A 25,936-nucleotide genomic window follows, 5' to 3' on the forward strand; every position below is an offset into this window, starting at 1 on the left:
CCACCCCTTCCCATCCCGAACAGGACCGTGAAACGACTCTACGCCGATGATAGTGCGGATTCCCGTGTGAAAGTAGGTAATCGTCAGGCTCCCTAAGCCAAGAACCCCCGCCCGACAAGGCGGGGGTTTTTGCATTTCGGCGGTGGAAATGAGTGCGGAGTACTCGGCATGGATGCTTGTCGTGCTGCATGCATTGATGCTTGCGATGCCGTCGAATGCGAGAGAGCGGAGCGCAACTTTTCGTCTGTTGTGACGGTTGTTGAAGTTACTTGCAGCGCCACCGCGGACCATTTTCGTCAAGGCGTGCGCCGAAGTGCTTCACGCCGAGCCATCACCAGACAGTAGAGCTGCGCAAAGGGGCCAGCGCTGCGTGTTCCAGCTCATCTTCCTCTTCTTGGGCAGCTGCCCCATAGGGCTGCTCTCGCCAGTTCAGCGCGTTGTAGTCGGGCGTGATGATGACCCTTCGGGAATCAAAGTTGAACCGAAGATAGACGCGATCACCCGGCTTGAATCCGAACATCTCGAAATGCGCGTCGATGGCGCGCATCCATGGCATGTACGGTTGGCCATCCTGGGGAAGGTCAGGCTTGGTGCCGAGGGGCAGCTCAACCGTTGGATGCGGTTTGAGCTTCTTGGGACGTGACTTACTATAGGCGTTAGCCATCTTCCGACTCCTGTACTGAGTTGGTTGTGGTCAGCGGGTCGTATGGGTGGCAGCCCATGCGGCCCGCGCTTTTTGCAGTGATGCAGATTCAGTTTAGAAGGCCAGCGTCCGTTGAGGGAGCTGGCCGAATGGCACCGCGGTCTACCTGATTGCGGGTTCTGCTGCGGACATGAAGCGCTTCGTCGCCGATATATCAGTTGATATGTCGAGGGTGGTTAGCGCAATAAATCCAAAAAAAATTGTGGGAAGAAGTAAGAGGCCCGCTGTTGACCATGAAAAATTTTGATGCTGGAAGATGTACCATGGCCCAAGAGCCGCGTAGACAGAAACCGCATATATCACGAAAAATATAAGTTGCTTCGATTTTCGCTTGCGCTCGGTAGCATAGGATGATCGAAATATAAATCTATTCGATGATTCGTCAAATTCGATGAGGTGACGAACCGTCTTCATCATGGATAAAACTGTTAGTGGGGATCGTGAGTTGAGTATCGATAATATTTCCCGGTACTCGTACACGAACCCGAAGACGGCACGAAATTGCTGTTCAACAATAAGACGGCTTCGCTTTGTAATATCAGTTGATAAAAAGGACGCCAGCTGATCAAATTTTGCTTGCTCAAGATTTTTTAATTTAGTTCTTTCCTTCCATCGCATTTGAAGGTGTGCTATTAACCAAGCTGAAGCTGCAGTTGCTAAGCTTGAGATAGCGGGATCTGTAAGATGCTGAGCTAACGTTGTCATATGGTTGTTGTCGTAGAGGTATGTTGGCCTTCTTGCGATCCGATGTTGTCGTGTTTGCAGTGAGTGAGTCACTTGGTCCGAACTTCCACCCAGCAGGCAGTCCACATGGCTCTGCATAGCCATGAATAGCTCAGCAGGCAAGTTTAACGCGGCGGGCGTTCAAGGCAGTCGTTTTTTAAAACCGGCCGGGCGCAAGATTTCGGATACTCAGCAGGGGAAAAGGGCGGCCAACTACTAACACAAGCTCGTGGCTCGACATATAACAACAACCAGCGTGCTAGAAGCACTATCCAGTGACTTTGAGCCGGGGGGCTCGCCCGGTGCTCGAACCACTTGTCGCGTGGCATCGACTATCTCATAAAAACTACGAATGTCACCGAGTCTATGCGTCCGCAGATCTGGAGAATCACCAAGGGACACGATGGCTTCGTGTTGGATGAGAACGCGCTCAGGCAGATCCACTTGGCTTTGCCAACGTCGTGCCAACAGAACCTCCTCTTGGTGTGATTGTTAACCGTGATGCCCCGGTTCGTGCCGCGTTACCCGACGCCATTTGACACATGGGTCAGAGGTTGAAGTCTGACCGCACGCGAAATCCCGGGTACCTCCGCCATGCCCACAACAAGCGTCAATAAACAGGAGACTCTTCGGCGCGTACCTGGTAAAGTTTCGGCACACTTCAGGATTCAATTTCGGCAAGAAAAATGACTATTCCCGTTGTAGATCTGTTCGCAGGCCCAGGCGGTCTGGGTGAGGGTTTTTCCGCTGTACACGATGTGGACGGGAATCGCGTGTTCGACATTCGGGTCTCGATCGAAAAGGACGCCGTAGCACATCAAACGCTGACACTGAGGGCATTGTTCCGTGTTTTGGCGCGCGATCATGTTCCGGATGCTTATTACGATTACATCCGAGGCGACATTGATCGGACAACTCTCTTCAACGATCAAGTTGTTGCGCGTGCACTCGAGTTAGCTACGCAAGAAGCACACTGCCTCGAGCTGGGCATGACCCCCGAGGATGAGATAGACTCGCTGATCAGAACGGCGATCGATGGACATGATGACTGGGTACTCATCGGTGGCCCGCCCTGTCAGGCATACTCGCTCGCGGGAAGATCTCGTCGTCGAAACGTTGATCCGGAGTTCGAGAGCGACCCAAAGCACTTCCTTTACAGAGAGTATCTACGGATCATTCGCGATTTTCAGCCGGCAGTATTTGTAATGGAAAACGTGAAAGGAATGCTCACGTCCACGCACAATGGTCAGCGTATCTTTGAGCGCATTTTCGACGACCTTTCTGAGCCGACTCCTGGAGTCCATTACGACATTCGTTCATTCGTGACTGCGTCGCGTCCGGGGGGGCTGGCTCCGGAGGAATACGTCATCAGAGCTGAGGATTTTGGAGTTCCTCAGATGCGACATCGTGTGATTTTGCTCGGCGTTCGTTCCGATCGGGCGGGGCAGCTGCACGAATTGCTTGATGGTTCTCAGGGTCGGGTAAGTGTGCGCGATGTTCTTGCTGGCCTCCCAACGTTGCGTAGCAAACTGTCGAAGGAGTTAGACTCTGCAGAAGCTTGGCTTCAGGCGCTGAAGACTGCAAAATCGGCTCTCAAAGGGTGGAGATCCCCCGTCCGCACGAACATCGAGAGTCTGATGGCGGACGCGGTAAATCAGGCGCAACGCATCAACAATGTTGGCGGCAGATTTATCCGACGAGACATGAAAGCGCCGCGCGGTCTTGCGGATAACTTTGCTTCGTGGATACATGATGATCGTATCGGAGGTGTTTGCCAGCACGAATCACGTGGTCATATGGTTTCCGATCTGCATCGATACCTGTTTGCTTCGTGCTATGCCAAGGAGTATCAATACTCTCCGAAACTGAGTATGTTCCCACCCGGACTATTACCTAACCATCGCAACGTGGACGGTGAGAACGTGCCGTTCGACGACCGATTCAGAGTGCAAATTTCCGGTACACCCTCAACTACGATCGTATCGCATATATCAAAAGATGGACACTACTATATTCACTACGATCCTTCCCAGTGTCGTAGCCTCACGGTCCGAGAGGCTGCACGCCTTCAAACATTTCCGGATAATTATTTTTTTGAAGGAACTCGTACGCAGCAATATCACCAGGTCGGAAATGCGGTACCACCATTTCTGGCGAAACAACTGGGCGAGTCGGTTGCAAACTTCTTGCAACTACCCAAGCGAGCAACTGTTCAGTCGCGGTCGGCACGGGATCTTTTCGAGCTCGGCTGAGGATCGGACGGAGCGGCGGGGAGTTCTCCGAACTCCTCGTTACCGTTAAGCCATTGGATCAATTCCAGTTGAAGTCGATCTCGGAGTTCACTGCTTTTCGTTGAGCATTCCCACACGACCAATACACGCCATCCCAGGGATTGCAGGGCCTCCACCTGTTGACGATCCCTCTCTCGATTTCTTGTGAGCTTCTCATGCCAGAATTCGCTGTTCGAGGCCGGAGTAGTGGCAAATCTGCACCCCTTGTGAACGTGCCAAAAGCAGCCATGAACCATGATCGCGGTACGATGTTTGGGGAGTACAAGATCGGGGGTGCCTGGCAGATCTCGTCGATGAAGTCGGTAACGGAATCCAGCCGCATGCAGCACTCGGCGAACCACCAGCTCAGGCTTGGTGTTTCTCCCTCGTATCCGCGACATCATCTGGCTGCGTTTCGTCGGATCGACAATGTCGATCATGCCATTGCTCCTTGGTTGGTGTGCATCGAGGAGGCCTTCGGCTCAGGCGATTTTCTGGAACATCGGCTTCGTAGCTCGGTCAGCAGATTATTCTGCCTCGACCAGCGGGATTTTCTCGTCTCGCTGGTCAGGCCTAGCGTGAACTGTCGACTAATTTTTCTTGAATTCCGGAATCGACTCGTCGGGCGTTGAATAGGTCGCGGAGAAAACAGCGTCTTTGCACTCCGGTCTTTTTGCCCATTCCGAAACCATTTTTCCACTTGCCGTGCGATTCAGAACTTGATCCACTTCTCGCGCCCAGCGAGCGATCTGATCCATCAACTGCTTTGATCCCCCCTGTGCTGCCCAAACGCGATCAAGATCAATGCGGTCGCCGAGTCGATCGGCCAATAGCGAGAACGTATAGGCTGCAATATTGGCCTGAAATGCAGGAAACATCGATCGCATCATCTTCTGCGTGTCCCTGAACAGCTTCGCCTTTGCAATCATTTGCTTGTATTCGGGGACATCCGGCAAAGGTGTTTCAGACCCTTCTGCCCCAGACAAACTGGCCATGAACTGTTCGAAGTTCTTCTGTGAGCCGCGGCTTACGATGTCCGGCCGCTTGTCCCATGCGTTTAGGTATTTGGCCAAATCGGTTTTCGTAATGCGCCGTGCCGGCGGCATTGTCTCCTTGAGATCACGCAGTTTTGCGGCAGTTGTTCCCTCGCGAACTAGCATGGTGCTGTAACTGCCAGCGGCGCGTTCATAGAACCATCGACTGCGACCGTCAGGGCAATAAACGCTCAGCGATAGGCGTTCGACCTGGACATGGAATGGCTTGTTTGCAGACAGGTCGGATTGCTTTACTGCGTTCTGACTGTTCGCGAATCGAGAGATGTCCGCGACCAGTGCTTCCTCTTTCACGGCATCTTGCGTTTTCATGACGATGATTTTTGCCGGAACTCGCACACGGGAAAGATCCGTGTCGGGGTACTTGCGTTTGGCAAAATAGATCGAGGCGGTTGTCTGACCGCCGTTGACTACTTGGAGGCCTTTGAGCCAAGCAATGCCAGCGGTGCCGCCGCCCGCGTCGCCAACTCTCATTTCGTCGGCAACAACGACAATCCCATTGTTGTATGCCATGAACCGACTCGGTGTTGTCCTCAGTGTATTCTGAATGCCGGCATTGACACCCTTTGCCTTTACGCTGAGGAATGAACGTACGTTGGCCTCGAGAAGTCGTGCCCCATACTTTTCATAGAGGAGACGCAGTGCTTCTCCGGGTACAGCGGTCAAGGCATAATCGTAGTCCTCGCCGTTTCCGGGTACGAAGACGCATGGTAGTGGACTGCCGCAAACGTCGTTGAAGTCGACGATGAGTTCATCGCGCGGTTTGCCTTCGGACCAGTGACGATGCAACCGTGCAATATCCATGACTTCCAGGTGCACGGTTTTGCCGCCGATCTCTCGCGGCTTGAACTGCAGAGTTCTCGCGACTCGATCTGTCAGGACGTAGATACGGATCTGCTCCAGCTCATCATAAAGGCCCCGAATCAACTCGGCCAGAATACGAATCTCGTCTGATTGATCAAGCCTACTGGCGAGCTTACCTTCAGCGCAGAGTTGGAGGAATCTGAGGCATTGCTCTACAGCTGTCTTGGTTTCCGAGTCCGGGACAGACGTGATTTCGTCGACTCCCTCATAAAGACTCACGAACAGATCGAGCTGTTCCTGTTCGTCGGAAATCGAGTAGCCGCTCAGACGTACATTCGCGTTGCCTACCTTTCGGGAAAAGTGCGTCGATTGCGGTTCGTCAGTCATTCCGATATCGGCCATGTGCTGCATCACGATTTCGGTGAAGGCGCTCTCCGGAAATGGCTGATCGCCCTCGATTTGAGCACGCACTTCAGACTGTGTTTCGTGCAAGAAGTCGATAAGTTCCATTCAGATTCCCTTCATTTCTACAAGCGCACGGTGTAAGTCAAACACCTCCGCGCTCGCTTTGTCGATGTCGATTTCATATGAAGCGCACACCACGCCGTCAGGCATTAAATGTGGTGTCAAGCGCGGAAATCCTGGTCCAACGAGCAGGACTCGAGTTTCGGCAACTTCGAATTTACGAACATAGCTGTCGGCGTGCTCGTCGCGGTAACCGGATGCAATGATCCGCTCCGAAAGCAATCGTTCGGCAACGGAATCTCCTGCAATGATATCTCGCGCCGTCTCTACTGCCTCTGGCAGAGTACGACCACTTTGCGTCTGGCGAAGTCTTACGGCTGCGACGAAGAGCGGTTGGCGCTCGGTATCGTCCAGTTGCTCAAGACTCCCTACCCGTGCGCGAAACCCTGTTGACGATAGCGTGCTCTTGACTTCGACAGCGCCAGTGCCGAGCTCGAAATCGCGCAGACCACCAAGCGGGCCGCGCCATGCGTCGCAAGCCATGGTAGGGTCGACGCCTTCATCAAACATCGCGCGCAATAGCGAAAGTTCGCCAAAGAGGCCAAGTTCGGCTTCGGCGGATAGGGGTTCACCACCTCTGCGCATGAATTCCTGCCACGCACGCACCCTGCCCAGAAGCGTCGCGAGTGACTTGGCTTCGTCGGAAGCTGGACAAGCGGAAAGGGCTGTTGCTATATCGCTTGCCATGGCTGCAAACAACTCTGGACTGGCGGCCTGACGCCGCGTCAGAGCAATCCAGGTGACATCGTCGATAAACGACGTGCGTTCGACGAGGAAGCCACCGCCTTCCGGCAGCTTGACTGTCACCGGAAGCGAGGACGTGGAAAACTGCACAAGGATCGCCTCGGTTCCAATGGGGAAGCGGCGACCGGCTCGGACCAATACGGACCCAACTGGTGATATCTCGATGCTGCGCCAACCGTCGGTAGTGTCGTCAGATACCGCTAGCGAACTCCACGCGAGCGTAAGCTGATTACTCTGCGGAGCCATATTGCTCCTCCCACAGCAAGTGGTCGACCTTGTATTCGACCGACACCTCCTGGTCACTTGAGGGGAAGCTCGCCGCAAATCCCAAGATCGGTTTGTCCCATCCATTTATGTTCTGCACTTCGCGACTGACAGGTGAAAGCGGGTAAAGCAGCAGCAGCCCGCGATGGTTTGCACCATGTCGATTGGCAGCTCGAAGATCACGTAGCGAGCGTCCACTCGGGCGCAACGGTTCAGGTCGCCCCTTGCTTCCGTCTCTCTTCCAAGTATCGATGGTAGCGTCGAGAGCAGCATTCCACTCATCAATTCCAACGTCGATTCCTTCATCGTGTGATTCGGTCAGCACGCCAATCGAATAACCTTTGGCATTCCCCTTTTTTGAGCGCGTCGGCATGGCTGTCACCGTGAAGCGTTTAGCAAAGGTGTGAGACGGCCCAACCCCTTCGTTGTCTTTGCCCTCGGCAACGAGCGCTACTGTCCAGAGATTCAGCTCGCACTTCTTGTTCATCTCGTCGACAAATTCCGCCATTACTGCTCCATTAGCGCGCTCAATGCCAGGCGCCGTCGAATAAGCCCGCAGGAATGCCTTGATCTTGTCAGAGGAGACGTCTCTCCATAACAAGGAGTTTGACCAATCATCTGGCTTGTCTGGGCGCTCTTGCTTTAGCTTCGATTCAGTGGGGGATCCCATACTCGCGATAAGGCGGTCGGCTGCATCGAGGTTGCCCTGCAGTGATTCCGGGCTTGCAGGGAATGCAATGGTTTGCGTGAGAGACCCACTATATGAGAGCCGTACTGTCTGCGCAGTTCTCATTTTCATCGGCGATGTTACTAGCAGGCTGGGATGCGATGCTACCTTGAGACCATATTTGTCCGGAGTGGCGCCCACGGCTACCATTGCGTCAAACTCCTGACGCAGCTCCTCGGCCGCATCGGCGATCAAGCCAAAGCTCTGAATCAGATCGCTGGTTGTATATAGTCGGCAAAGATCGAGATAGCCCGGCCGATATCCGAACCAGCGGCCCATCTGCATTAGCGTATCGTACATTTTCGTCGTTCGAACGAAGTAGCTGGTCGTTAGACCTTCCAGCGTCAGACCGCGTGCGAGTTTGTCTCCTCCAATGGCAATTACCTTTAGGCCAGTGGTTTCCTTTTCGACATAGTCAAGCGCATCCTTGGCAGAGCCATTAATCGTTTTGACGACGATATCGGCGGCGGCATCAGGAAGAGCTGAGGCGATTTCATCCCACGAGGGGAGTGCCGCTGGTCGGTCGCCATCCGTCAGTGCTTCTTGGATCGAGTCATGGGTTGAAACGAAGTCGGATTCCCAGAGATCATGAAGCTCAGCAAGAAGTCCGTCAGCATCGATTTTGCGCGCCAGGCGCTGTGAGATTCGTTTTACAAATTCATCAATCTGCCGTCGAACCTGATTTTGCACGAGCGTGAGTCGGGTAACATGGACCAGCATCGAACAATGCTTCGTCTTCTGGCCACGACAAGCGCGAGCCGCGCATGCGAGCAGGAATGAGTAGATCGCCTCGCGCAGTGATGGTGGCAAGGTGTCCAGGCCACCATGCATTGGTATATGGTCTTTATTGTGTTTTCTAGGCATCCATCCGCCGCCACCGGTATCCGCATGATCATCGAACTCATGTACCAATGGAAGTTCTCCAGTTCGCATGCCATCGGGGCCAGTTATACCGAAAACGCGGGTAGGTCCCACGTAATTCGATGGCGCAGCTAGGTTGCGAATAAACGAGCGAGGAAAGAGATCCTCGCCTTCGTCGTTCGTTTTACCTCGGCGGTGGATGAATACGTTAGCGAACGGTGTGGCCGTATATCCGACGTATGCGGATTTAGCGAAGGTATCAAGTATCTGTCGGATGAGGCTATTGATCGCTTTCGGTTCATGCTCCGGATCCGGAGTACCGTTCTCGTCGAACTCTTGCTCCCCCGTATCGATAGAAGCGTTATCAGCTTCGTCATCGATTACGAGCAATGGGAGATTTGTCGAAACTCGTCGCCCAGTTTTCGGGTCGGTTGCATTTGCGACATGGTTGCTACGCATCCATTTGAGCAACTTCTCAAGCACCGACTTGTTCTTCTTGACAACGAATAGCCAAGGCCGCTGTTCCGGGGAGACGGAAAATTTCCTTGCTGCTGCCCCGTTAAAGTCGCCCTTCTCATCGCGCGAAGTGGCGCAATTTGGATGAATATTCGGGTCCCGGTCTTCAAAGAAGACGCCGATAGGGTTACCTGGGTCGCGATTCGGCGCGGTCTCATATCCTAAGAACGCTTCCTCAAGACGCATCTGTGTTTGGGATCGCAGGTTGTTGTGCATGCCTGCGAGGACAACGATGATTTTGTAGCCTGCATCCGCCGCCTTACAGATGAGAGCCGAATAGCTACTGGTCTTGCCGGATTGAACATGACCCACGACCAATCCGCGGCGATCCCATGGCGCGTCTCGCTGGGGATCTTCGAGTTGCGCCATGATTCCATCAGTTGAGCGGTCGAGTGCCTCGACGACATTCACCGCGAGGGAGCGCTCCAAGTAACGCTGCAGGCGCTGCCAGTAACGCCAGTCTTTCTTCATTGATGGCTGGAACCAGTCCTCGTGGCCGGTCGGATCGGTCAACGCCGAGTCGTTGGGTACCCAGTGGCTGAACCGGCGGATGAGTTCGGCGACCGCAGCTCCTTCGTCATAGTCGCCGGGCGAAGCCTTCATCATCGTGGACGCTATTCGCACGTTTTCGGCAATTGCGCTGGGCGATCGCGTTGTTTCTTCCGACGCGTCGCGCAGCAGGATCTGAGCGATCGAGATTATCTTTGTCTGAATGGATTCGGAAGTGCTCATCATTTCCCCGTTGTCAGCACGTTCTTTCAGTTTTGAAGTTGCAAGGTCGCGACTAGAGATGCGTATTCCTGGAAGGGTTCGGTAGTAGCCAAAGCCGCTCGAGCGAGCTCCTCACTCATGTTCTTTCGGAGGACCATGTCTCTGAATAAAACGGACAAGACACTTAGCACCTCTGCGCTGGATTCACCGGAAAAGCCGCTGCGAGGGGTGTCTTTTGCCTCGGCCGTGTCGAGCCAGATGCGTTGGACAGGTACCGTCTCTTCGATTACACGAAGCATTGCTCGCACGAGTTCCAAATTCTCGTCACATGTGTCAAGTACGGCAGCGACCGCGGGGTGCTTCTCATCGATGCGGTATTTCACGCCGGCCTTGGTGTGCTCGGCCCTCCAGGCAAGGTCGATCGATGGAGAACCAGACCGAGTTTGCGGGGCCGCCCGGAAGGCAAAAACTCGTCGTGCTCTTTCTCGCGTATCCTCTGCGAGCTTGGTGAGCCAAGGTCGCAATGACACAGGCGGCCGCGCTGTTGATTTTCGGATATCAATCTTCCAAGCTGCGTCAGCAGTATTGGGTATATCCAGTCGTATACGCGCCAAACGATAGGCTTCCTCTCGATTCCAAGCTCGGCCTTGCCCGAGTCCTAGCCAGCCCCCAGCAGCAAGAAGTCGTTCGTTTCTATACACATAGAATCCCTGCTGCGCGCTCCAGCCTGCGGGGCCGCCGTCGCGTTCGAACTCGTCGGACCCGAGCCTATCCTTGTGAGGCAGTACGTGGCATTGCACAGTGATCACGCCTGCGTCTGTCTGCATTTTTGCGACTGGCGATTCCCATGGCTTTGCAGAATGCCCGGACATGAACGGATCCCAAGCGATGACTGGGCGCGAGTTGATTGTCAGTCGTAGCTTTGGGTGTACTCCCTCGATGAGTCGGTGAAAAACCATGGCCAAGTGCTGCTCGACTTCGTCAAGCAGATCAAGAAAGTGATCCGGCGAAAACGCCTTCGTTACGATCCGGTCCATCGTCTCCCAGAGGACTAGGCAACCGTGAGAACGATCGAGTATTTTCGCAATGAAAGCATCGGATCCTGGAGCAGGCCCTTCTAGCAAGGCCCATCCGATTTCCGGCTTTAGTGCGAGTTCATCGAGGTCCCACCTAAGACAAGTGTGGGAGCCATTCTTTGCACTTGCGACAGTCAGCCTGCGGCACTGGGAGAAAGAAGCTGTCTTGAGTCCCATACCAAACCGCCCGAGGTCGTCAGGATCTCGCGAGTCGAGAGGACTTTTGTCCCCAAGTGTCATTGCGCTCTCAAGTTCAGCGTCGTCCATTCCGCGACCGTCATCGAGTATGGCCACGCGACTGGCGGTACCGTTCCACAAGAACTCAATGTCTACGCAGGTAGCTCCTGCAGCGACACTGTTGTCAACGATGTCTGCAATTGCGGCGCCCGTGGAATAACCCATGCCCCGTAAGGCTTCTAGCATGGCGCCTGCTCGTGGCGGCGCGTTTCGTATACTGGTCATTGTCGATAGCCTTTCCCAGGTTGCCAGGTGTAGCCCATTTCAATCAAATCCCGGATTAGCTTGCGAGCCTTGATGTTCTGTTGTTCGATCTCACCGAATACGAAATCCGTACCTGATCCGGACGGATCTCGTGTAACTGATACGCCAAGCTGGTGAGCCAGGTCGATCAGTCTCTGCAGAGATTTAGGTACCGTATTGGGGACTGAATTGGAGATCGGTGCTGATGTTACAGCGACTGGACACGATACATCGCTGCTCTCTTGTGTTTCAGATAGGCTTGAATGAGCTGATGTAGTGTTTGTTCGGGTAGTATCGTCTCCGATTGAGATGTCCTCTTCGGCAGGTGCCGTCTGATGTCGCAGTGGTGCTCGACCGAGAGCCTTCGCGATCGGATCGTAGTAGGGGGCGGACAAAAGCTTGCGCATCGCCTTCGCTTCAATCTGACGAATACGCTCGCGCGTCACTCCGAAGATCTCTCCGACCTGCTCTAGAGTTTTATGCTCGTTGACTTGAATGCCGAAACGCAAGCGTAGTACCTCGGCCTCATTCGGTTTCAGTTTGGCTAACAAGTTATCAACCAATCGTGCCTCTTCGGATGCAGCAAGACTGGTAAACGGCTCATCGACATCTTCGGACTTGAACCAGCCTTCCTGTTTCGCGTCGACAATCGACAATGGGTCGGAAAGTGCGCGCGCAACCAGCTCGTACTTATCGAGTGGCATGTTGCAGATGGCCGCTTTTTCGGCCAACGAGGCAGATTTTCCGTGCATGCGTTCTTGCCTTTCGATTTCCCAACTGCTACGAGACACTTTTTCGTGGACGTGTACTGGAAGTCGGATTGTTAGGGCGGTGTCGCATATCCCGCGACCGAGCTGTTGCTTGATCCACCACGTCGCCATTGTCGAAAATCGGAACCCTCGGCGCCAATCAAAGCGGTCAATTGCCTTGAGCAGGCCAAGGTTTCCTTCTTGGATGAGATCTTCTAACGAGAGCCCGGAATGTCGCCTGCGACGAGCCAAGTCCATGACCAAGCGTACGTTGGCTTGTGCCATTTGGTTCCGACAGTGGACTAGCTGCGCGATGGAACTTCGATAGGCAGTGGCAGAAGGGTGACGGTCGACAAGTGCCACTTTGTCCAGGCCGATCAGGAAGGGGCGCCTGAATCGTATCCGCCCGAGTTCGGACCGAATCTCCTCGGCAACCTCTCTACGTGGGGACTCCGTAACGAGCGCCCGAATATTGGAGAAGACTTCAAGTACGTCGTCGATAACAGGTGTCGTTCCTTCAATACTCGTTAGCGCGCCGTCGTCACCTTGGTCGATGTCGAAATCTGATTCGATATCGAAGCTTTCATCGCTATCGGCGTTTGAGTCGGCCTCCTCAGCATTGCTGCTTGCCAACACTACGATGGATGACAAACTGGATACGCCTGTATTTGCTTTACTGATCTCGCTGAAAAAATGCTTCAGGCCAAGTGGCCAGATTGCCAAGGCGTCGAGAGCATTGGAGGCAGCCTCTTCCATCTTTCGACCGAGTTCGATCTCTTGCTCGGCTGTTAGAAGCGAATGCTTGGCAATCGCGCGATAGTACATGCGAAGCGGATCATTGCCATCAGACAGTAATTCCTCGAAATGCAGGATGGCACCGTCGACTTCCACTTCTTCGGCGGCGGTTTCCACGGGGTCGACAAAGACTTCAAAGTTATCGCAAGGGATTTCCGATGAGAATTCGAGGCGTTCGTCAATATCTGCGCCAAGATCGTCAAGGATAAGTTCGAGCGTTGCTTGGACGCGGTGGCTATGATCTTCGCCGTCCTCTCGCATGAATAATGCGTCCTCGATGGCCAGTCGAGGTACGCTACCCTCGCGCAGCGCTCGCAGCAGCAGCTTTCGTAACGATTGACGAAATTCGTGGTCGCCGACTCGAGGTGGCGGACTCGCAAGCTCCGGCAAAAAGGCCTCGAAGTCATCCCAGCCAGCGCTGTGATCGATTGGCATATGGCTGTCGATATGCCGCTGTCGTTCAGCCTCTGCCGTGACCACCTTCATATCTTCCTGAGGGGGCTCGGTCATTACAACGGCTTCCCAATCCCCGAACGTCAGTTCGATGGCTGGTTGGTGATCCTCCGCCCTCAGATTCAGCGCTTTGCTCTGCTCATCTGGGACTACATTGCTCTGTAGAGAGGTGTCTTCAAAGTGCTCTGCAGCTGAGTTTTCTGTGTTGTCAGTATATTTGTGGTGTTTCTGTTCAGGCGACGAGCCAGTAGCCACCCCTTCCGCATTCGCGTGAGGCTCTGGATCGTGACCAGTGGTCAAGTTTCGAAGGGCGATTGCTGACGGATCGATGTCGTCTACGGTTGTTGAACCCTTTGCCGCGAGATTCTCCTTGGACGCCAAGCGGTCGAGAGTCGCAGCTATGATCTCAAGGGCGGATGAGGCACCAAATTCTCTAGCGATAGCAAGTGCATTCCGGCCAGCGTGATCGGTTGCAAATACATCGGCACCAGCGGCTATAAGCAATCTGCAAACACCTGCCCGGTTGCGCGACGCGGCGATCATTAGCGGAGTGAGGCCTTTCTCGTCACGACACTCAAGATTGTCGCCTCGACTTATGTGCAATTTTACGGCCGATTCGACGCCTGCCGATACGGCAATCTTGAACAACCGTCCAATTGGCCGTACGGCGTCCTGTGCGGGCTTGGTCATGACCCGCTCCGCTCCAATATGTGCGCACGCGATCGGAGCGATTTTCCGTGCGAATTCCCCAAGCTTTGTTCGTTCATCGCTCTCTGACGATCTGAGATCATGCTTACTGCGACGGCCTGCTGCTGGAACGTGGATTCGACTTTGGTACGTCGGTCACTTTCGAGCCCCAGACCCCAAATTCGACATTGTAAGCGAAGCAAAAGAATTGCTTGTCGAAGTGTCGGTCACGAGCGCGGTTCCTAGTGGTCGTCAGACACTCTGTGACATCATGATCTATCGTATTGATTGCAATTGCAGGAAATTGAGTCTCCTGAGCTTTTTGGATATGACACTTTAGCGGTATTCGACAAGAGCGCTATATAAAAAACCCTTGCAGCTCCTTTCGAAGCTACAAGGGTTTGGCTGGCTAGGCTTGAAACCAGTGACGCGGTCCGTGCTTACGAATTGCAGCGCCATTTGTCAGTTTCTCTAACTGTCGCGATGCGTCGCTTCCGATTGCCTCAAACGTCAATATTCCCCGCCCGCAACGCATTCGACTCAATAAACGCCCGCCGCGGCTCCACATCATCCCCCATGAGGGTAGTAAAGATCCCATCCGCCGCAATCGCATCCTCGATCTGCACACGCAGCAGACGCCGCACGGCCGGATCCATCGTCGTTTCCCACAGCTGCCCGGGGTTCATCTCGCCGAGCCCCTTATACCGCTGCTTCGAAACGTTCCGCTCCGCATCCGCCAGCAGCCACTTCATCGCGCTCTTGAAGTCCGCCACGACCATGTTGCGCTCACCGCGCTTGATGACCGCACCTTCCCCGATGAGCCCCTTGAACGTATTCGCGGTGGTCACGAGCTGCTGATAATCCGCCGTGTGCTGGAATTCCTGGTCGATGACCGAAACCCGCACATTGCCGTGATGCGTACGCTCGACATGCAGCGACCGCTGTTCGCGAACCGGGTCATACGAGGGCACGACACGCACTTCGTTCTTCAAAGCCTCGTCGTGCAACGCAGCATGAAGAGCCTTCGCCGAAGCCTCAGTCGAAGCCTCGTTGGAGAGATCGATCACCACGCCGTCCATGACCGCTTCCAGCGCAGCCGGGTCATACAACCGGCTCAACCGCTCGATCACGCTCTTCGACAGCAGATACGACCGCGCCAGCTCCCCAAGCGCATCACCCGAAATCGCAGCCGCATTCTCACCCGGCACCAGCTCCGACCCTTGCAGCGCCAACCGCAGCATGTGCGCGTTGAGCTCCACGTCATCCTTCAGATACCGCTCGTCCTTGCCCGCCTTGATCTTGTAAAGCGGCGGCTGCGCGATATACACGTACCCGCGCTCGATCATGTCCGGCATCTGGCGATAGAGGAACGTGAGCAGCAGCGTCCGGATGTGCGCACCGTCCACGTCCGCGTCGGTCATGATGATGATGCGGTGATAGCGCAGCTTGTCGAGGTTGTAGTCTTCCTTGCCGATGCCGCACCCAAGCGCGGTCACGAGCGTGACGATCTGTTCCGACGACAGCAGCTTGTCGTAGCGAGCCTTCTCGACGTTCAGCACCTTGCCGCGCAGCGGCAAAATCGCCTGGAACTTGCGATCACGCCCTTGCTTCGCCGACCCACCTGCCGAGTCACCCTCGACGATGTAGATTTCGCACTTAGCCGGGTCTTTCTCCTGGCAGTCCGCAAGCTTGCCCGGCAGACCAACGCCGTCGAGCACACCCTTGCGTCGCGTCATCTCACGCGCCTTCCGCGCAGCATCCCGCGCACGCGCGGCTTCAACAATCTTCCCGCAGATGATCTTCGCGTCGATCGGCGTTTCGAGCAGGAACTCTTCCAGCGCCTTCGCGACGACTTCCTCAACCGGTGCGCGAACCTCAGAAGAAACCAGCTTGTCCTTCGTCTGCGAGCTGAACTTCGGTTCCGGCACCTTCACGGAAAGCACGCACGACAGCCCTTCGCGCATGTCGTCGCCGGTCGTCTCGACCTTCGCCTTCTTCGCGATTTCGTTGTCGGTGATGTACTTGTTGATGACGCGCGTCATCGCGGCCCGCAGGCCGGTCAGGTGCGTGCCGCCGTCGCGCTGCGGAATGTTGTTCGTGAAGCACAGCACGTTTTCGTTGTAGCTGTCGTTCCACTGCATCGCGACTTCGACGCCCACGCCGTCCTTCTCGCCGTTGGCGAAGAAAATCGTCGGGTGCAGGTTGGTCTTCGTCTTGTTGATGTATTCGACGAAGCCCTTCACACCGCCGGCGAACGCGAAATCGTCTTCCTTGCCCGAACGCAGGTCGGTCAAACGAATCCGCACGCCGTTGTTCAGGAACGAGAGTTCACGCATCCGCTTCGCGAGGATGTCGTAGTGATACTCGACCGTGCCGAAAATGGTCGGATCGGCCATGAAGTGCACTTCGGTGCCGCGGTTCTCGGTATCGCCGGTCACGAGCATCGGCGACACTTCCACGCCATCGACCATCTCGAGCACGCGATCCTGCGCCACACCGCGATGGAACTCCATGAACCGCTTCTTGCCGTCGCGGCGCACCGTAAGGCGCAGCCAGCTCGACAGCGCGTTCACGCACGACACACCCACGCCGTGCAGACCACCGGACACCTTGTAGCTGTTCTGGTCGAACTTGCCGCCGGCGTGCAGCTCGGTCATCACGATTTCCGCAGCACTGCGCTTCGGCTCGTGCTTGTCGTTCATCTTCACGTCGGTCGGAATCCCGCGGCCGTTGTCGGTCACGGAAATCGAGTTGTCGGCGTGAATCGTCACGTGGATGTCGTTGCAGTACCCGGCCAACGCTTCGTCGATCGAGTTGTCGAGCACCTCGAACACGAGGTGATGCAGACCGGTGCCGTCCGACGTGTCGCCGATGTACATCCCGGGGCGCTTGCGCACCGCTTCCAGACCTTCGAGGATCTGGATCGACGAGGCGCCGTAGCTGCTGTTATCGGGTTGCGTATTGTGCTGTTCACTCATGGATATCTTCCGGTTCTGCGAGGCCACTCAAGCGGCGGCGCGATGCGTTTTCTTGCGAAAACGCCGGGCCGCTCCAGTTTTCCTGGCCCGTCCGAGGCGCCGTTAGGGCACCAAAGGGACGGGTTGTCGGTTCGCCATAAAAACGCCAAAGGGGCTTGCCGCCCCCTGGTGTGTGTCTTGATGTCGTGCGCGTCAGATGCGCATCGGCATCACGACATACTTGAACTCGTCGTTCTCGGGCACGGTAATCAGCGCGCTCGAGCTGGCGTCGCCGAGGCTCACCTGCACGGTGTCGACCTTCAGGTTCGCGAGCACGTCGAGCAGATACGTGACGTTGAAGCCGATGTCGACGGTATCGCCCTGGTAGGCGATTTCCAGTTCTTCCTGCGCCTCTTCCTGATCGGCGTTGGTCGACATGATCTTCAGCTGGCCCGGCGCGATGATGCAGCGCACGCCCTTGAACTTGTCCGAGGTCAGGATTGCCGCGCGCTGCAGCGAACGCTGCAGTTCTTCACGGCCGATCTCGAACGTGTTCTTGTGCGCCTTCGGGATCACGCGCTGGAAGTCGGGGAACTTGCCCTCGACGAGTTTCGACACGAGCTCGACCTGGCCGAACGTGAACTTGGCCTGGGTTTGCGCGATGTCGATGGTGACGGTGTCGTCGATGTCTTCGAGCAGGCGTTGCAGCTCGAGAATCGTCTTGCGCGGCACGATGACTTCCTGGCGGCCGAACGTGCCGCCTTCGAGCTTCATCGACGAGAACGCGAGGCGGTGGCCGTCGGTGGCCACGGCCATCAGCTGGTCGCCGTCGACGACGAGCAGCATGCCGTTCAGGTAGTAGCGGATGTCCTGCTGCGCCATCGCGAAGTGGACCATGCCGAGCAGCTGGCGGAACGACTTCTGCGGGACGGTCAGGGTTGCGCCGAAATCCTTCGCCTGCGCGACGGTCGGGAACTCGTCGGCCGCCAGCGTCTGCAGTGCGAAACGGCTCTTGCCGGATTGAACGGTGAGGCGCTTGTCGGCGAGCGACAGCGTGACCTGGCCGTCAGGCATCGCGCGCAGGATGTCGAGCAGCTTGCGCGCCGCGACGGTGGTCGCGACCTGGTCGCCGCCGACGCCGAAATCGGCGCGCGTGGTGATCTGCAGCTCCAGGTCGGTCGACAGGAACGAAACGTCCGGGCCGTTCTTGGTGATCAGCAGGTTGGCGAGGATCGGCAACGTATGGCGGCGTTCGACGATGCCGCTGACCGTTTGCAGCGGCCTGAGGAGGGTGTCTCGTTCGGTCTTGACCAGTTGCATAGAGTTCCTTCGTTGAGTAACGGCCTGCAGCGCAGCAGCCTCGCAGCGCCCCGCCGGCCGGGCTCTTGGCCCGCCACCACCGGGGCGGTCAAACCAGTATTGTGCCTCAAAACCGAACCGCCCCCCTTAAATTGGGGCGGAGGCCGAATTATCAAGCGCGCCGCGCGCTCAGCCCTTCAGCGTCTGTTCCAGCACGTGCAGCTCGTGGTTGAGCTGCGCGTCCTTGCTGCGTTCGTCGGCGATCTTGCGCACCGCGTGCAGCACGGTGGTGTGGTCGCGCCCGCCGAACAGCTCGCCGATTTCCGGCAGGCTCTTCTGCGTGAGTTCCTTCGCGAGATACATCGCGATCTGCCGCGGCCGCGCGATGTTCGCGGGGCGCTTCTTCGAATACATGTCGGCGACCTTGATGTTGTAGAAGTCGGCGACGGTCTTCTGGATGTTCTCGACCGAAATCTGCCGGTTCTGCACGGTCAGCAGGTCCTTCAGCGCTTCCTTGGTCAGCTCGATCGAGATCTCGCGGCCGTGGAACTTCGAATACGCGAGGATCTTGCGCAGCGCGCCTTCGAGTTCGCGCACGTTCGAGCGCAGGTGCTTCGCGACGAAGAACGCGACGTCCTCCGACAGGTTCACGTATTCCGATTGCGCCTTGCGCATCAGGATCGCGACGCGCATCTCCAGCTCGGGCGGCTCGATCGCGACAGTGAGGCCGGAGTCGAAGCGCGAGATCAGGCGATCGTCGATGCCCGAGATTTCCTTCGGGTACGTATCGCTGGTGATGATCACCTGCGCCTTGTTCGCGACCAGCGCCTCGAACGCGTAGAAGAATTCCTCCTGCGTGCGCGACTTGCCGGAGAAGAACTGGATATCGTCGATCAGCAGCAGGTCGAGCGAATGGTAGTAGCGCTTGAAATCGTCGAACGCCTTGCGCTGGTACGCCTTCACCACGTCGGACACGTACTGTTCCGCATGGATGTAGCGGATCCGCGCGCCGGCCTTGTCGAGCAGCAGCTGGTTGCCGATCGCGTGGATCAGGTGGGTCTTGCCGAGGCCGACGCCGCCGTACAGGAACAGCGGGTTGTACGAGATGCCCGGGTTGTCGGCGACCTGGATCGCGGCGGCGCGCGCGAGCTGGTTGGCCTTGCCGGTCACGAAGTTGTCGAACGTGAGCACAGGGTTCAGCTTCGAGCGTTCGTACATCGAATCGGCTTCACCGCCGGCGGCGGGCGCGGCGCCGGGGCCCGGGCGCCACGTGCGGCGGCCGGCGGCCGCTTCGTGCGCGGGCAGGCTGGGCAGGTCGATGTCGGCGTCGTCGGCGTTCAGGTGGTGCGCGGCAGCCGCCGACGGCGTCATCGGCGCGTCGGCCGGCGCTGCAGCAGCCTGCGCGCTCAGGTTGGCGGCGATCGCGGCGACCTGGGCGGCCGGGCCGCTCGGCGCCAGCGGCGCGCGCGGGGCGGCCGGCGCCGCGCCGGCTGCGGCGCCGCGCATGCCCGCCTTGGGATCGAGGACGAACTGGACTTCGATCGGCGTGTTCCAGAATTCGCGGGCCAGATCGGAGATCCGTCCCGAAAACTGGCTCTTGACCCAGTCCAGCTTGAAGCGGTTCGGCGCGGCGATGGACAGCGTGTTCGCCGACGCATCGAAGGCCACCGGGGCCAAGGGTTTGATCCACGTCACGTACTGCTGGGGCGTCAGCTCGCGCTCCAGCAGTGCGGAACAGTGTTGCCAGAAATCGTTCATCAAGTAACTGTCGTTTTTTGCGTGCACAGCGCGGCTCGCCGGCGCCCTTGTCGCGGTGGCGCAACAAGGCCCGAAGCGGTCGTGCGAGCGTGCCTCGGACGCCTGCGTCACAGTCGTGGAGGGGCAGGCGCGGGCCGAAGCGGCGTGCGGGATTCTTGGAGATAAGGCGAGATTCTACCGCCAAACGCGGCCACAGCGCGAGTTATCCACAGGCCGGGGCTGTGAGTCGCGGGGCCGGATCGGCGCGGGCCGGCACAGGTGGACGACTCCTAAAGTATTGACCGTCAAGAGAAAAACGGTTTAAATAGCGGGTTCCGCGAAAACCAATCCTGTATTCCTGGCGATTGCGTTCGCCCGAATGCCTCCGGTTAAGGGCACGCGGTCCCCTGAATTTCGACATTCTCGAACAAGTGAGAACATCATGAAACGTACTTACCAACCGTCCGTGACGCGCCGCAAGCGCACCCATGGCTTCCGTGTCCGTATGAAGACGGCAGGTGGCCGCAAGGTCATCAACGCTCGCCGCGCGAAGGGCCGCAAGCGCCTCGCCATCTAAGGCGGGTTGCGCGCTGTGTCCGCCGTCCGCAGTCCTGCGGAAGGTGCCGTCGAGCCGGGTGCGAATCCGTCGCAGACGAAAGCCGCCTTCCCGAAAGCTGCGCGACTTCTGAAAACGGATGAATTTTCATCCGTTTTTCGTTTGCGCCCTTGGCGGCGCTCCGCGCACTTCGTGATTTACGGCAAGCCGACCGGTCAACCCGCGCGTCTGGGGCTGGTCATCGGCAAGAAGTATGCGCCGCGTGCGGTAACGCGTAACCTCGTGAAGCGGCTGGCGCGCGATGCGTTTCGCTTGCGCCGGGCCGAGTTCGCCGGTTACGACCTGCTGCTGCGGCAGCACACGCGCTTCGACAAGAAAGCGCTGCCGAGCGCGGCTTCCGCCCCGCTCGCGGCGATGTGCGCGGCCGAGATCCGCGAACTGCTCGACAGGGCAGTCCGGGAAATCGCCCGCCGTGCGTCGAAGCCCGCGTCCGAGTGACGCATCCGTGCCCGGCGCGGCGTTCGCGCCTGCCCGGCCGGTTTTGACGCGGCGCCGTACGGCGCCGCCCAAGGTATGGAAACGGTACTGATCGCCTTGCTGCGCTTCTACAAGGTTGCCGTGAGCCCGATGCTCGGCAACCGTTGCCGTTTTTATCCTTCCTGTTCGGATTACGCGCGCGAGGCAATCCAGTATCATGGCGCCGCGCGCGGCACGTATCTCGCCGTCAGGCGCGTGTGCCGATGCCATCCGTTTTCCGCGGGCGGCATCGACCTCGTCCCGCCGCCCAACTCCGACACACGCGCTCGCGGCGAAGCCGACGCGCGGTCCCATCGACTCTGAGACAACGCATGGATATCAAACGCACCGTCCTATGGGTGATCTTCTTCATGTCAGCTGTCATGCTGTACGACAACTGGCAGCGGTCCCATGGACGCCCGTCGATGTTCTTCCCGAGCGCCACGCAGACGGTCCCCGCGGCCGCGGCCGGCGGCGCATCGGGCACGGGCGCGACGACGAACGCAGGTGACGTGCCTGCCGCCGCGGCCGGCGCCGCACCGTCGACCACGGCTCCGGCCGCGCAGGCGCAGCTCGTGAAGTTCTCGACCGACGTGTACGACGGCGAAATCGACACGCGCGGCGGCACGCTGGCGAAGCTGACGCTGAAGAAACAGGGCGACGGCAAGCAGCCCGACCTGTACATCACGCTGTTCGACCACACGGCCGGCCACACGTATCTCGCGCGCACGGGCCTGCTCGGCGGCGATTTCCCGAACCACAACGACGTCTACACGCAGCTGAACGCGGGCTCGACGTCGATGACGGGTGACCAGAACGCGCTGAAGCTGTCGTTCGAATCGCCGGTGAAGGGTGGCGTGAAGGTCGTGAAGACCTACACGTTCACGCGCGGCAGCTACGTGATCGGCGTCGATACGAAGATCGACAACGTCGGCACCGCGCCGGTTTCGCCGACGGTCTACATGGAACTGGTGCGCGACAACACGGCCGTCGAAACGCCGATGTTCTCGCATACGTTCCTCGGGCCGGCGGTCTACACGGACGCGAAGCACTTCCAGAAGATCAACTTCGGCGACCTCGACAAGAACAAGGCCGACTACGTGACCTCCGCCGACAACGGCTGGGTCGCGATGGTGCAGCACTACTTCGCGTCGGCCTGGATTCCGCAGCAGGGCGTGAAGCGCGACATCTACGCTGAAAAGATCGATCCGACGCTGTATCGCGTCGGCGTGAAGCAGCCGGTCGCCGCGATCGCGCCGGGCCAGTCGGCCGACGTGCAGGCACGCCTGTTCGCCGGTCCGGAAGAAGAGCGCATGCTCGAAGGCATCGCGCCGGGCCTGGAGCTCGTGAAGGATTACGGCTGGGTGACGATCATCGCGAAGCCGCTGTTCTGGCTGCTCGAGAAGATCCACAGCTACATCGGCAACTGGGGCTGGTCGATCGTGCTGCTCACGATCCTGATCAAGGCGGTGTTCTTCCCGCTGTCGGCCGCGAGCTACAAGTCGATGGCGCGCATGAAGGAAATCACGCCGCGCATGCAGGCGCTGCGCGAACGCTTCAAGAGCGATCCGCAGAAGATGAACGCGGCGCTGATGGAGCTGTACAAGACCGAGAAGGTCAATCCGTTCGGCGGCTGTCTGCCGGTCGTGATCCAGATCCCGGTGTTCATCTCGCTGTACTGGGTGCTGCTGGCTTCGGTCGAAATGCGCGGTGCGCCGTGGATTCTGTGGATTCACGACCTGTCGCAACGCGATCCGTTCTTCATCCTCCCGGTGCTGATGGCCGTGTCGATGTACGTGCAGACGAGTCTGAACCCGACCCCGCCGGACCCGGTCCAGGCGAAGATGATGAAGTTCATGCCGATCGCGTTCTCGGTCATGTTCTTCTTCTTCCCGGCCGGCCTGGTGCTGTACTACGTCGTGAACAACGTGCTGTCGATCGCGCAGCAGTACTACATCACGCGCAAGCTCGGCGGGGCCAAGAAGAAGCCGGCCTGACGCCCGTGGCCCACGCGGGCGGCCCGTCCGCCCGCGAGGCACAAAAAAGCCGCATGGTTCGCCCATGCGGCTTTTTGCTTTTTGCGGCGCCGGTTCAGCCCTTCTTCGCGTCGCCCGAATCGCCGTAGAACTGCTCGACCAGTTCCTGCACGAGGTAGCGATGGTGCGGCGACAGCGCTTCGATCTTCGACGCGAGTTCGATCGTCTCGGGCGTCGGCGGGTAGCGTTCGTCGCGCGGCAGCGGTTGCGGCGTCGGGTGTTCGATCACGCTCGGCGACGGGCCGTAATGCAGCCAGTGGAGTTCGACGCGCAGCCACTCGGCGAGCGTTTCGAGTTTGTCGGACGTCGGAATCGTGCGGCCCGTCAGCCATTTATGCGCGGTCTGCGGCGAAACGGGGTGCGTTCCGCGATGGCGCAGATTGAATCGGTTCGCCAGCTCCGTCGCGCCGGTGACCTTCTCCGGGCTGCGCCGCAGGGCGAACTTCAGGCGTTCCGAGAACGCGGCTTTTTCTTCGGGTGTCGGCATGGGGGAGATTGTGCAATTCCACCGCCGTGTTTCAGACAACCATATAGGATAAACGTATCCCATTCAGACGAATCCCGGTCCTGGCGTAAGCGAATACCGAAATTGAGGGCCACAGCGTTGGGCCGCACCGGAAGGCATACTCGTCCTAAACGGAGGCGGTGGCATGGCGCCGGTATGATACTCGGCTTATCCCCGGCGGGATAAATTCGGGCGAGTCCGAATCCTGACGGGCAGCCGATGGCGTGTGAGCCGGCACGCTACAATGCCGGCGTTCCGATGCCCGAACTGTTGCGCGGGCGCACCATGTTGATTGCTCACCCGATTCGTCCAATTCCCATGCTTGCTACCGATTCCGATCCGATCGTCGCCATTGCCACTGCCGCCGGCCGGGGCGGCATCGGGGTTGTCCGCGTGTCGTTCGGGCGTGGCGGCGAGGCGGCCGCGCTGCCGCTGATCGACGCGTTGTGCGGGCAGGCGCTCGCGCCGCGCCATGCGAGCTACGTGCCGTTTCTCGATGCGCACGGCGCGCCGCTCGACCGCGGAATCGCGCTGTATTTCCCGGCGCCGCACTCGTACACCGGCGAGCACGTGCTCGAGCTGCAGGGGCATGGCGGGCCGATCGTGATGCAGCTGCTGTTGCAGCGCTGCCTGGATGCGGGGCGCGGCTTCGGGCTGCGGCTCGCGGAGCCGGGCGAGTTCACGCGGCGCGCGTTCCTGAACGACAAGCTCGACCTCGCGCAGGCCGAGGCCGTCGCGGACCTGATCGAGGCGAGCACCGAAGCCGCGGCGCGCTCGGCCGGGCGCTCGCTGGACGGCGCGTTCTCGCGGCAGATCCACGCGCTCGTCGACGACGTGATCACGCTGCGGATGCTGGTCGAGGCGACGCTCGATTTTCCCGAGGAGGAGATCGATTTCCTGGAGGCGGCCGACGCACGCGGCAAGCTCGCGAAGATTCGCGAGCAGCTCGCGCATGTGCTCGGCGACGCGCGGCAGGGAGCGCTGCTGCGCGAGGGGTTGTCGGTGGTCCTGGCGGGACAGCCGAACGTGGGCAAGTCGTCGCTTTTGAACGCGCTGGCGGGCGCGGAGCTGGCGATCGTCACGCCGATCGCCGGGACGACGCGCGACAAGGTGGCGCAGACGATCCAGGTCGAGGGCATTCCGCTGCACATCATCGACACGGCCGGGTTGCGCGAGACGGAGGACGAGGTCGAGCGGATCGGGATCGCGCGCACGTGGAGCGAGATCGAGCGTGCGGATGTCGTGCTGCATCTGCTGGATTCGCGCACGGGGATGACGGCGGACGACGAGGCGATCGCGGCGCGGTTTCCGGACGGCGTGCCGGTGGTGCGCGTGCTGAACAAGACGGATCTGACCGGTGTGCCGGCGTGCGTCGAACATCCGGTGGCGGAAGGCGACCTGACCGAGGTGCATCTGTCGGCGAAGCGCGGCGACGGGATCGACCTGCTGCGCGCGGAGCTGCTGCGGATTGCCGGGTGGCAGGCGGGGGCCGAAGGCGTGTACCTGGCGCGCGAGCGGCACCTGATCGCGCTGCGGGCCGCGCAGGCGCATCTCGAGCAGGCGGCGGATCATGCGGAACAACGGGCGCAGTCGCTCGATCTGTTCGCGGAGGAGCTGCGGCTGGCGCAGGAGCAGCTCAATTCGATTACCGGGGAGTTCACTTCGGACGATCTGCTGGGGGTGATCTTCAGCAGGTTCTGTATCGGAAAATAAGTAGTTACCTGTCGTCACCTAAGTTTCGCAGGAAAGAAACTGAAAAGCCCCGCCAGACATAGATCGACTCCCGATATTCCGCAAAGTTTACCAATCGACAACTAGCGGTTTTTGGCATGCAAGATGGCATACACCGCGCCTCTACGCAAAAATCTGTATGCCAAAGATACCTTGGGGCCTTATCTGGCATGATTGACGAGCGTGCACTGTCTGGAAGAACAGCGAAATCCGTGCGTATCTGAAAAGCCCGTTGGATTACCGTACCGCGGAAGGGTGAAGTCTAAGAACTGGTGTCGAGTGCCAATTTACATTTCCGGTGCGCAGTGACGTTCCGACTTGAGCCACGGGAACCTGAAAGCTGCGCGCAAGTAGCTATATCATCAAAATTGGGGATGCGGCCTTATTTGGCCTGAATACAATGCAGAGGCTCGAGAGTATATCCGGTAGATACCGCGCCGGCACCGGGCACCATTCCAG

At 58.3% G+C, this 25,936-nt stretch carries 18 protein-coding genes, 1 rRNA gene and 1 pseudogene; 7 read left to right on the forward strand and 13 right to left on the reverse strand.

Annotated elements, in window-relative coordinates; translation table 11 throughout:
• Nucleotides 1–89: ribosomal RNA gene (gene rrf, locus GQ57_RS44495) — 5S ribosomal RNA — on the forward strand; the annotation flags it as partial.
• Between the two features lie 242 nt (nucleotides 90–331).
• Here rrf and GQ57_RS34735 read toward each other — a convergent pair.
• The gene (locus GQ57_RS34735; protein ID WP_034200245.1) at nucleotides 332–664 is read right to left on the reverse strand and encodes a hypothetical protein; all 333 of its coding nucleotides are present in this window, start codon (nucleotides 662–664) and stop codon (nucleotides 332–334) included.
• A 141-nt stretch (nucleotides 665–805) separates the two neighbouring features.
• Nucleotides 806–1,531, reverse strand: coding sequence for a hypothetical protein (locus GQ57_RS42545; protein ID WP_152603432.1), 726 nt, complete (start codon nucleotides 1,529–1,531; stop codon nucleotides 806–808).
• A gap of 581 nt (nucleotides 1,532–2,112) precedes the next feature.
• Here GQ57_RS42545 and GQ57_RS40810 point away from each other — a divergent pair.
• Nucleotides 2,113–3,678, forward strand: coding sequence for a DNA cytosine methyltransferase (locus GQ57_RS40810; RefSeq protein WP_081896841.1), 1,566 nt, complete (start codon nucleotides 2,113–2,115; stop codon nucleotides 3,676–3,678).
• Here GQ57_RS40810 and GQ57_RS40815 read toward each other — a convergent pair.
• From GQ57_RS40815 to dnaA, 10 genes and pseudogenes are all read right to left on the reverse strand, one after another.
• A complete protein-coding gene (locus GQ57_RS40815; RefSeq protein ID WP_081896842.1) occupies nucleotides 3,639–4,136 on the reverse strand; it encodes a very short patch repair endonuclease in 498 nt (165 codons plus the stop codon). The two genes, GQ57_RS40810 and GQ57_RS40815, sit on opposite strands and share 40 nt — an antisense overlap.
• Nucleotides 4,137–4,286: 150 nt before the next feature.
• Nucleotides 4,287–6,062, reverse strand: a complete 1,776-nt coding sequence (locus GQ57_RS34740) for an AIPR family protein (protein ID WP_034200246.1) — start codon at nucleotides 6,060–6,062, stop codon at nucleotides 4,287–4,289.
• On the reverse strand, nucleotides 6,063–7,067 hold the full coding sequence (locus GQ57_RS40820; RefSeq protein WP_081896843.1) for a PD-(D/E)XK motif protein: 1,005 nt from the start codon (nucleotides 7,065–7,067) through the stop codon (nucleotides 6,063–6,065).
• Entirely contained in the window at nucleotides 7,051–9,921 is a 2,871-nt protein-coding gene (locus GQ57_RS40825; protein WP_081896845.1) for a Z1 domain-containing protein, read from the reverse strand. The genes GQ57_RS40820 and GQ57_RS40825 overlap by 17 nt, the downstream gene beginning before the upstream one ends.
• A 26-nt stretch (nucleotides 9,922–9,947) precedes the next feature.
• Nucleotides 9,948–10,937, reverse strand: coding sequence for an ATP-binding protein (locus tag GQ57_RS34755; RefSeq protein ID WP_230952199.1), 990 nt, complete (start codon nucleotides 10,935–10,937; stop codon nucleotides 9,948–9,950).
• Nucleotides 10,938–11,054: 117 nt separating this feature from the next.
• Nucleotides 11,055–11,438: pseudogene (locus GQ57_RS44005) on the reverse strand (ATP-binding protein); the annotation flags it as partial.
• Nucleotides 11,435–14,143, reverse strand: coding sequence for a sigma-70 family RNA polymerase sigma factor (locus tag GQ57_RS40830; RefSeq protein ID WP_081896844.1), 2,709 nt, complete (start codon nucleotides 14,141–14,143; stop codon nucleotides 11,435–11,437). The gene GQ57_RS40830 and the pseudogene GQ57_RS44005, both read right to left, overlap by 4 nt.
• 500 nt (nucleotides 14,144–14,643) lie before the next feature.
• Nucleotides 14,644–17,118, reverse strand: coding sequence for a DNA topoisomerase (ATP-hydrolyzing) subunit B (gene gyrB / locus GQ57_RS34765; protein ID WP_034200256.1), 2,475 nt, complete (start codon nucleotides 17,116–17,118; stop codon nucleotides 14,644–14,646).
• Nucleotides 17,119–17,310: 192 nt separating this feature from the next.
• The gene (dnaN, locus tag GQ57_RS34770) at nucleotides 17,311–18,417 is read right to left on the reverse strand and encodes a DNA polymerase III subunit beta (RefSeq protein ID WP_006756934.1); all 1,107 of its coding nucleotides are present in this window, start codon (nucleotides 18,415–18,417) and stop codon (nucleotides 17,311–17,313) included.
• Nucleotides 18,418–18,585: 168 nt separating this feature from the next.
• A complete protein-coding gene (gene dnaA, locus GQ57_RS34775) occupies nucleotides 18,586–20,154 on the reverse strand; it encodes a chromosomal replication initiator protein DnaA (RefSeq protein ID WP_031401532.1) in 1,569 nt (522 codons plus the stop codon).
• Nucleotides 20,155–20,575: 421 nt separating this feature from the next.
• Between dnaA and rpmH the strand changes: the two genes are divergently transcribed.
• The 4 genes from rpmH (at nucleotide 20,576) to yidC (ending at nucleotide 23,202) form a co-directional block, all read left to right on the forward strand.
• Nucleotides 20,576–20,710: a 50S ribosomal protein L34 gene (rpmH, locus tag GQ57_RS40835; RefSeq protein ID WP_004198824.1), complete on the forward strand. Its 135-nt coding sequence runs from the start codon at nucleotides 20,576–20,578 to the stop codon at nucleotides 20,708–20,710.
• 15 nt (nucleotides 20,711–20,725) lie between these two features.
• Nucleotides 20,726–21,187, forward strand: coding sequence for a ribonuclease P protein component (gene rnpA, locus GQ57_RS34780; protein ID WP_031401531.1), 462 nt, complete (start codon nucleotides 20,726–20,728; stop codon nucleotides 21,185–21,187).
• A 75-nt stretch (nucleotides 21,188–21,262) separates the two neighbouring features.
• Nucleotides 21,263–21,529 carry a membrane protein insertion efficiency factor YidD gene (gene yidD, locus GQ57_RS34785; protein WP_006750110.1) on the forward strand — a complete coding sequence of 89 codons (267 nt, stop codon included), beginning with the start codon at nucleotides 21,263–21,265 and terminating at the stop codon, nucleotides 21,527–21,529.
• Between the two features lie 8 nt (nucleotides 21,530–21,537).
• Nucleotides 21,538–23,202 (forward strand): membrane protein insertase YidC, encoded by a 1,665-nt coding sequence (gene yidC, locus GQ57_RS34790; protein ID WP_031401529.1) that lies wholly within the window; start codon nucleotides 21,538–21,540, stop codon nucleotides 23,200–23,202.
• Between the two features lie 94 nt (nucleotides 23,203–23,296).
• Here the strand turns inward: yidC and GQ57_RS34795 are convergent, their stop codons facing one another.
• Nucleotides 23,297–23,728 (reverse strand): transcriptional regulator, encoded by a 432-nt coding sequence (locus GQ57_RS34795; RefSeq protein ID WP_031401528.1) that lies wholly within the window; start codon nucleotides 23,726–23,728, stop codon nucleotides 23,297–23,299.
• Between the two features lie 336 nt (nucleotides 23,729–24,064).
• Between GQ57_RS34795 and mnmE the strand changes: the two genes are divergently transcribed.
• Nucleotides 24,065–25,459 (forward strand): tRNA uridine-5-carboxymethylaminomethyl(34) synthesis GTPase MnmE, encoded by a 1,395-nt coding sequence (mnmE, locus tag GQ57_RS34800; RefSeq protein WP_034200251.1) that lies wholly within the window; start codon nucleotides 24,065–24,067, stop codon nucleotides 25,457–25,459.
• Nucleotides 25,460–25,936 lie beyond the last annotated feature (477 nt).

The organism is Burkholderia sp. MSh2 (assembly GCF_000731655.1).
Classification (GTDB): domain Bacteria; phylum Pseudomonadota; class Gammaproteobacteria; order Burkholderiales; family Burkholderiaceae; genus Burkholderia; species Burkholderia paludis.

Excerpts from the sequence above, each read along its gene's own strand:
- GQ57_RS34735 (WP_034200245.1), bottom strand. The coding sequence starts at position 664 with ATGGCTAACGCCTATAGTAAGTCACGTCCCAAGAAGCTCAAACCGCAT.
- GQ57_RS42545 (WP_152603432.1), bottom strand. The coding sequence starts at position 1,531 with ATGGCTATGCAGAGCCATGTGGACTGCCTGCTGGGTGGAAGTTCGGAC.
- GQ57_RS40810 (WP_081896841.1), top strand. The coding sequence starts at position 2,113 with ATGACTATTCCCGTTGTAGATCTGTTCGCAGGCCCAGGCGGTCTGGGT.
- GQ57_RS40815 (WP_081896842.1), bottom strand. The coding sequence starts at position 4,136 with ATGATCGACATTGTCGATCCGACGAAACGCAGCCAGATGATGTCGCGG.
- GQ57_RS34740 (WP_034200246.1), bottom strand. The coding sequence starts at position 6,062 with ATGGAACTTATCGACTTCTTGCACGAAACACAGTCTGAAGTGCGTGCT.
- GQ57_RS40820 (WP_081896843.1), bottom strand. The coding sequence starts at position 7,067 with ATGGCTCCGCAGAGTAATCAGCTTACGCTCGCGTGGAGTTCGCTAGCG.
- GQ57_RS40825 (WP_081896845.1), bottom strand. The coding sequence starts at position 9,921 with ATGAGCACTTCCGAATCCATTCAGACAAAGATAATCTCGATCGCTCAG.
- GQ57_RS34755 (WP_230952199.1), bottom strand. The coding sequence starts at position 10,937 with ATGGACCGGATCGTAACGAAGGCGTTTTCGCCGGATCACTTTCTTGAT.
- GQ57_RS40830 (WP_081896844.1), bottom strand. The coding sequence starts at position 14,143 with ATGACCAAGCCCGCACAGGACGCCGTACGGCCAATTGGACGGTTGTTC.
- gyrB (WP_034200256.1), bottom strand. The coding sequence starts at position 17,118 with ATGAGTGAACAGCACAATACGCAACCCGATAACAGCAGCTACGGCGCC.
- dnaN (WP_006756934.1), bottom strand. The coding sequence starts at position 18,417 with ATGCAACTGGTCAAGACCGAACGAGACACCCTCCTCAGGCCGCTGCAA.
- dnaA (WP_031401532.1), bottom strand. The coding sequence starts at position 20,154 with ATGAACGATTTCTGGCAACACTGTTCCGCACTGCTGGAGCGCGAGCTG.
- rpmH (WP_004198824.1), top strand. The coding sequence starts at position 20,576 with ATGAAACGTACTTACCAACCGTCCGTGACGCGCCGCAAGCGCACCCAT.
- yidD (WP_006750110.1), top strand. The coding sequence starts at position 21,263 with ATGGAAACGGTACTGATCGCCTTGCTGCGCTTCTACAAGGTTGCCGTG.
- yidC (WP_031401529.1), top strand. The coding sequence starts at position 21,538 with ATGGATATCAAACGCACCGTCCTATGGGTGATCTTCTTCATGTCAGCT.
- GQ57_RS34795 (WP_031401528.1), bottom strand. The coding sequence starts at position 23,728 with ATGCCGACACCCGAAGAAAAAGCCGCGTTCTCGGAACGCCTGAAGTTC.
- mnmE (WP_034200251.1), top strand. The coding sequence starts at position 24,065 with ATGCTTGCTACCGATTCCGATCCGATCGTCGCCATTGCCACTGCCGCC.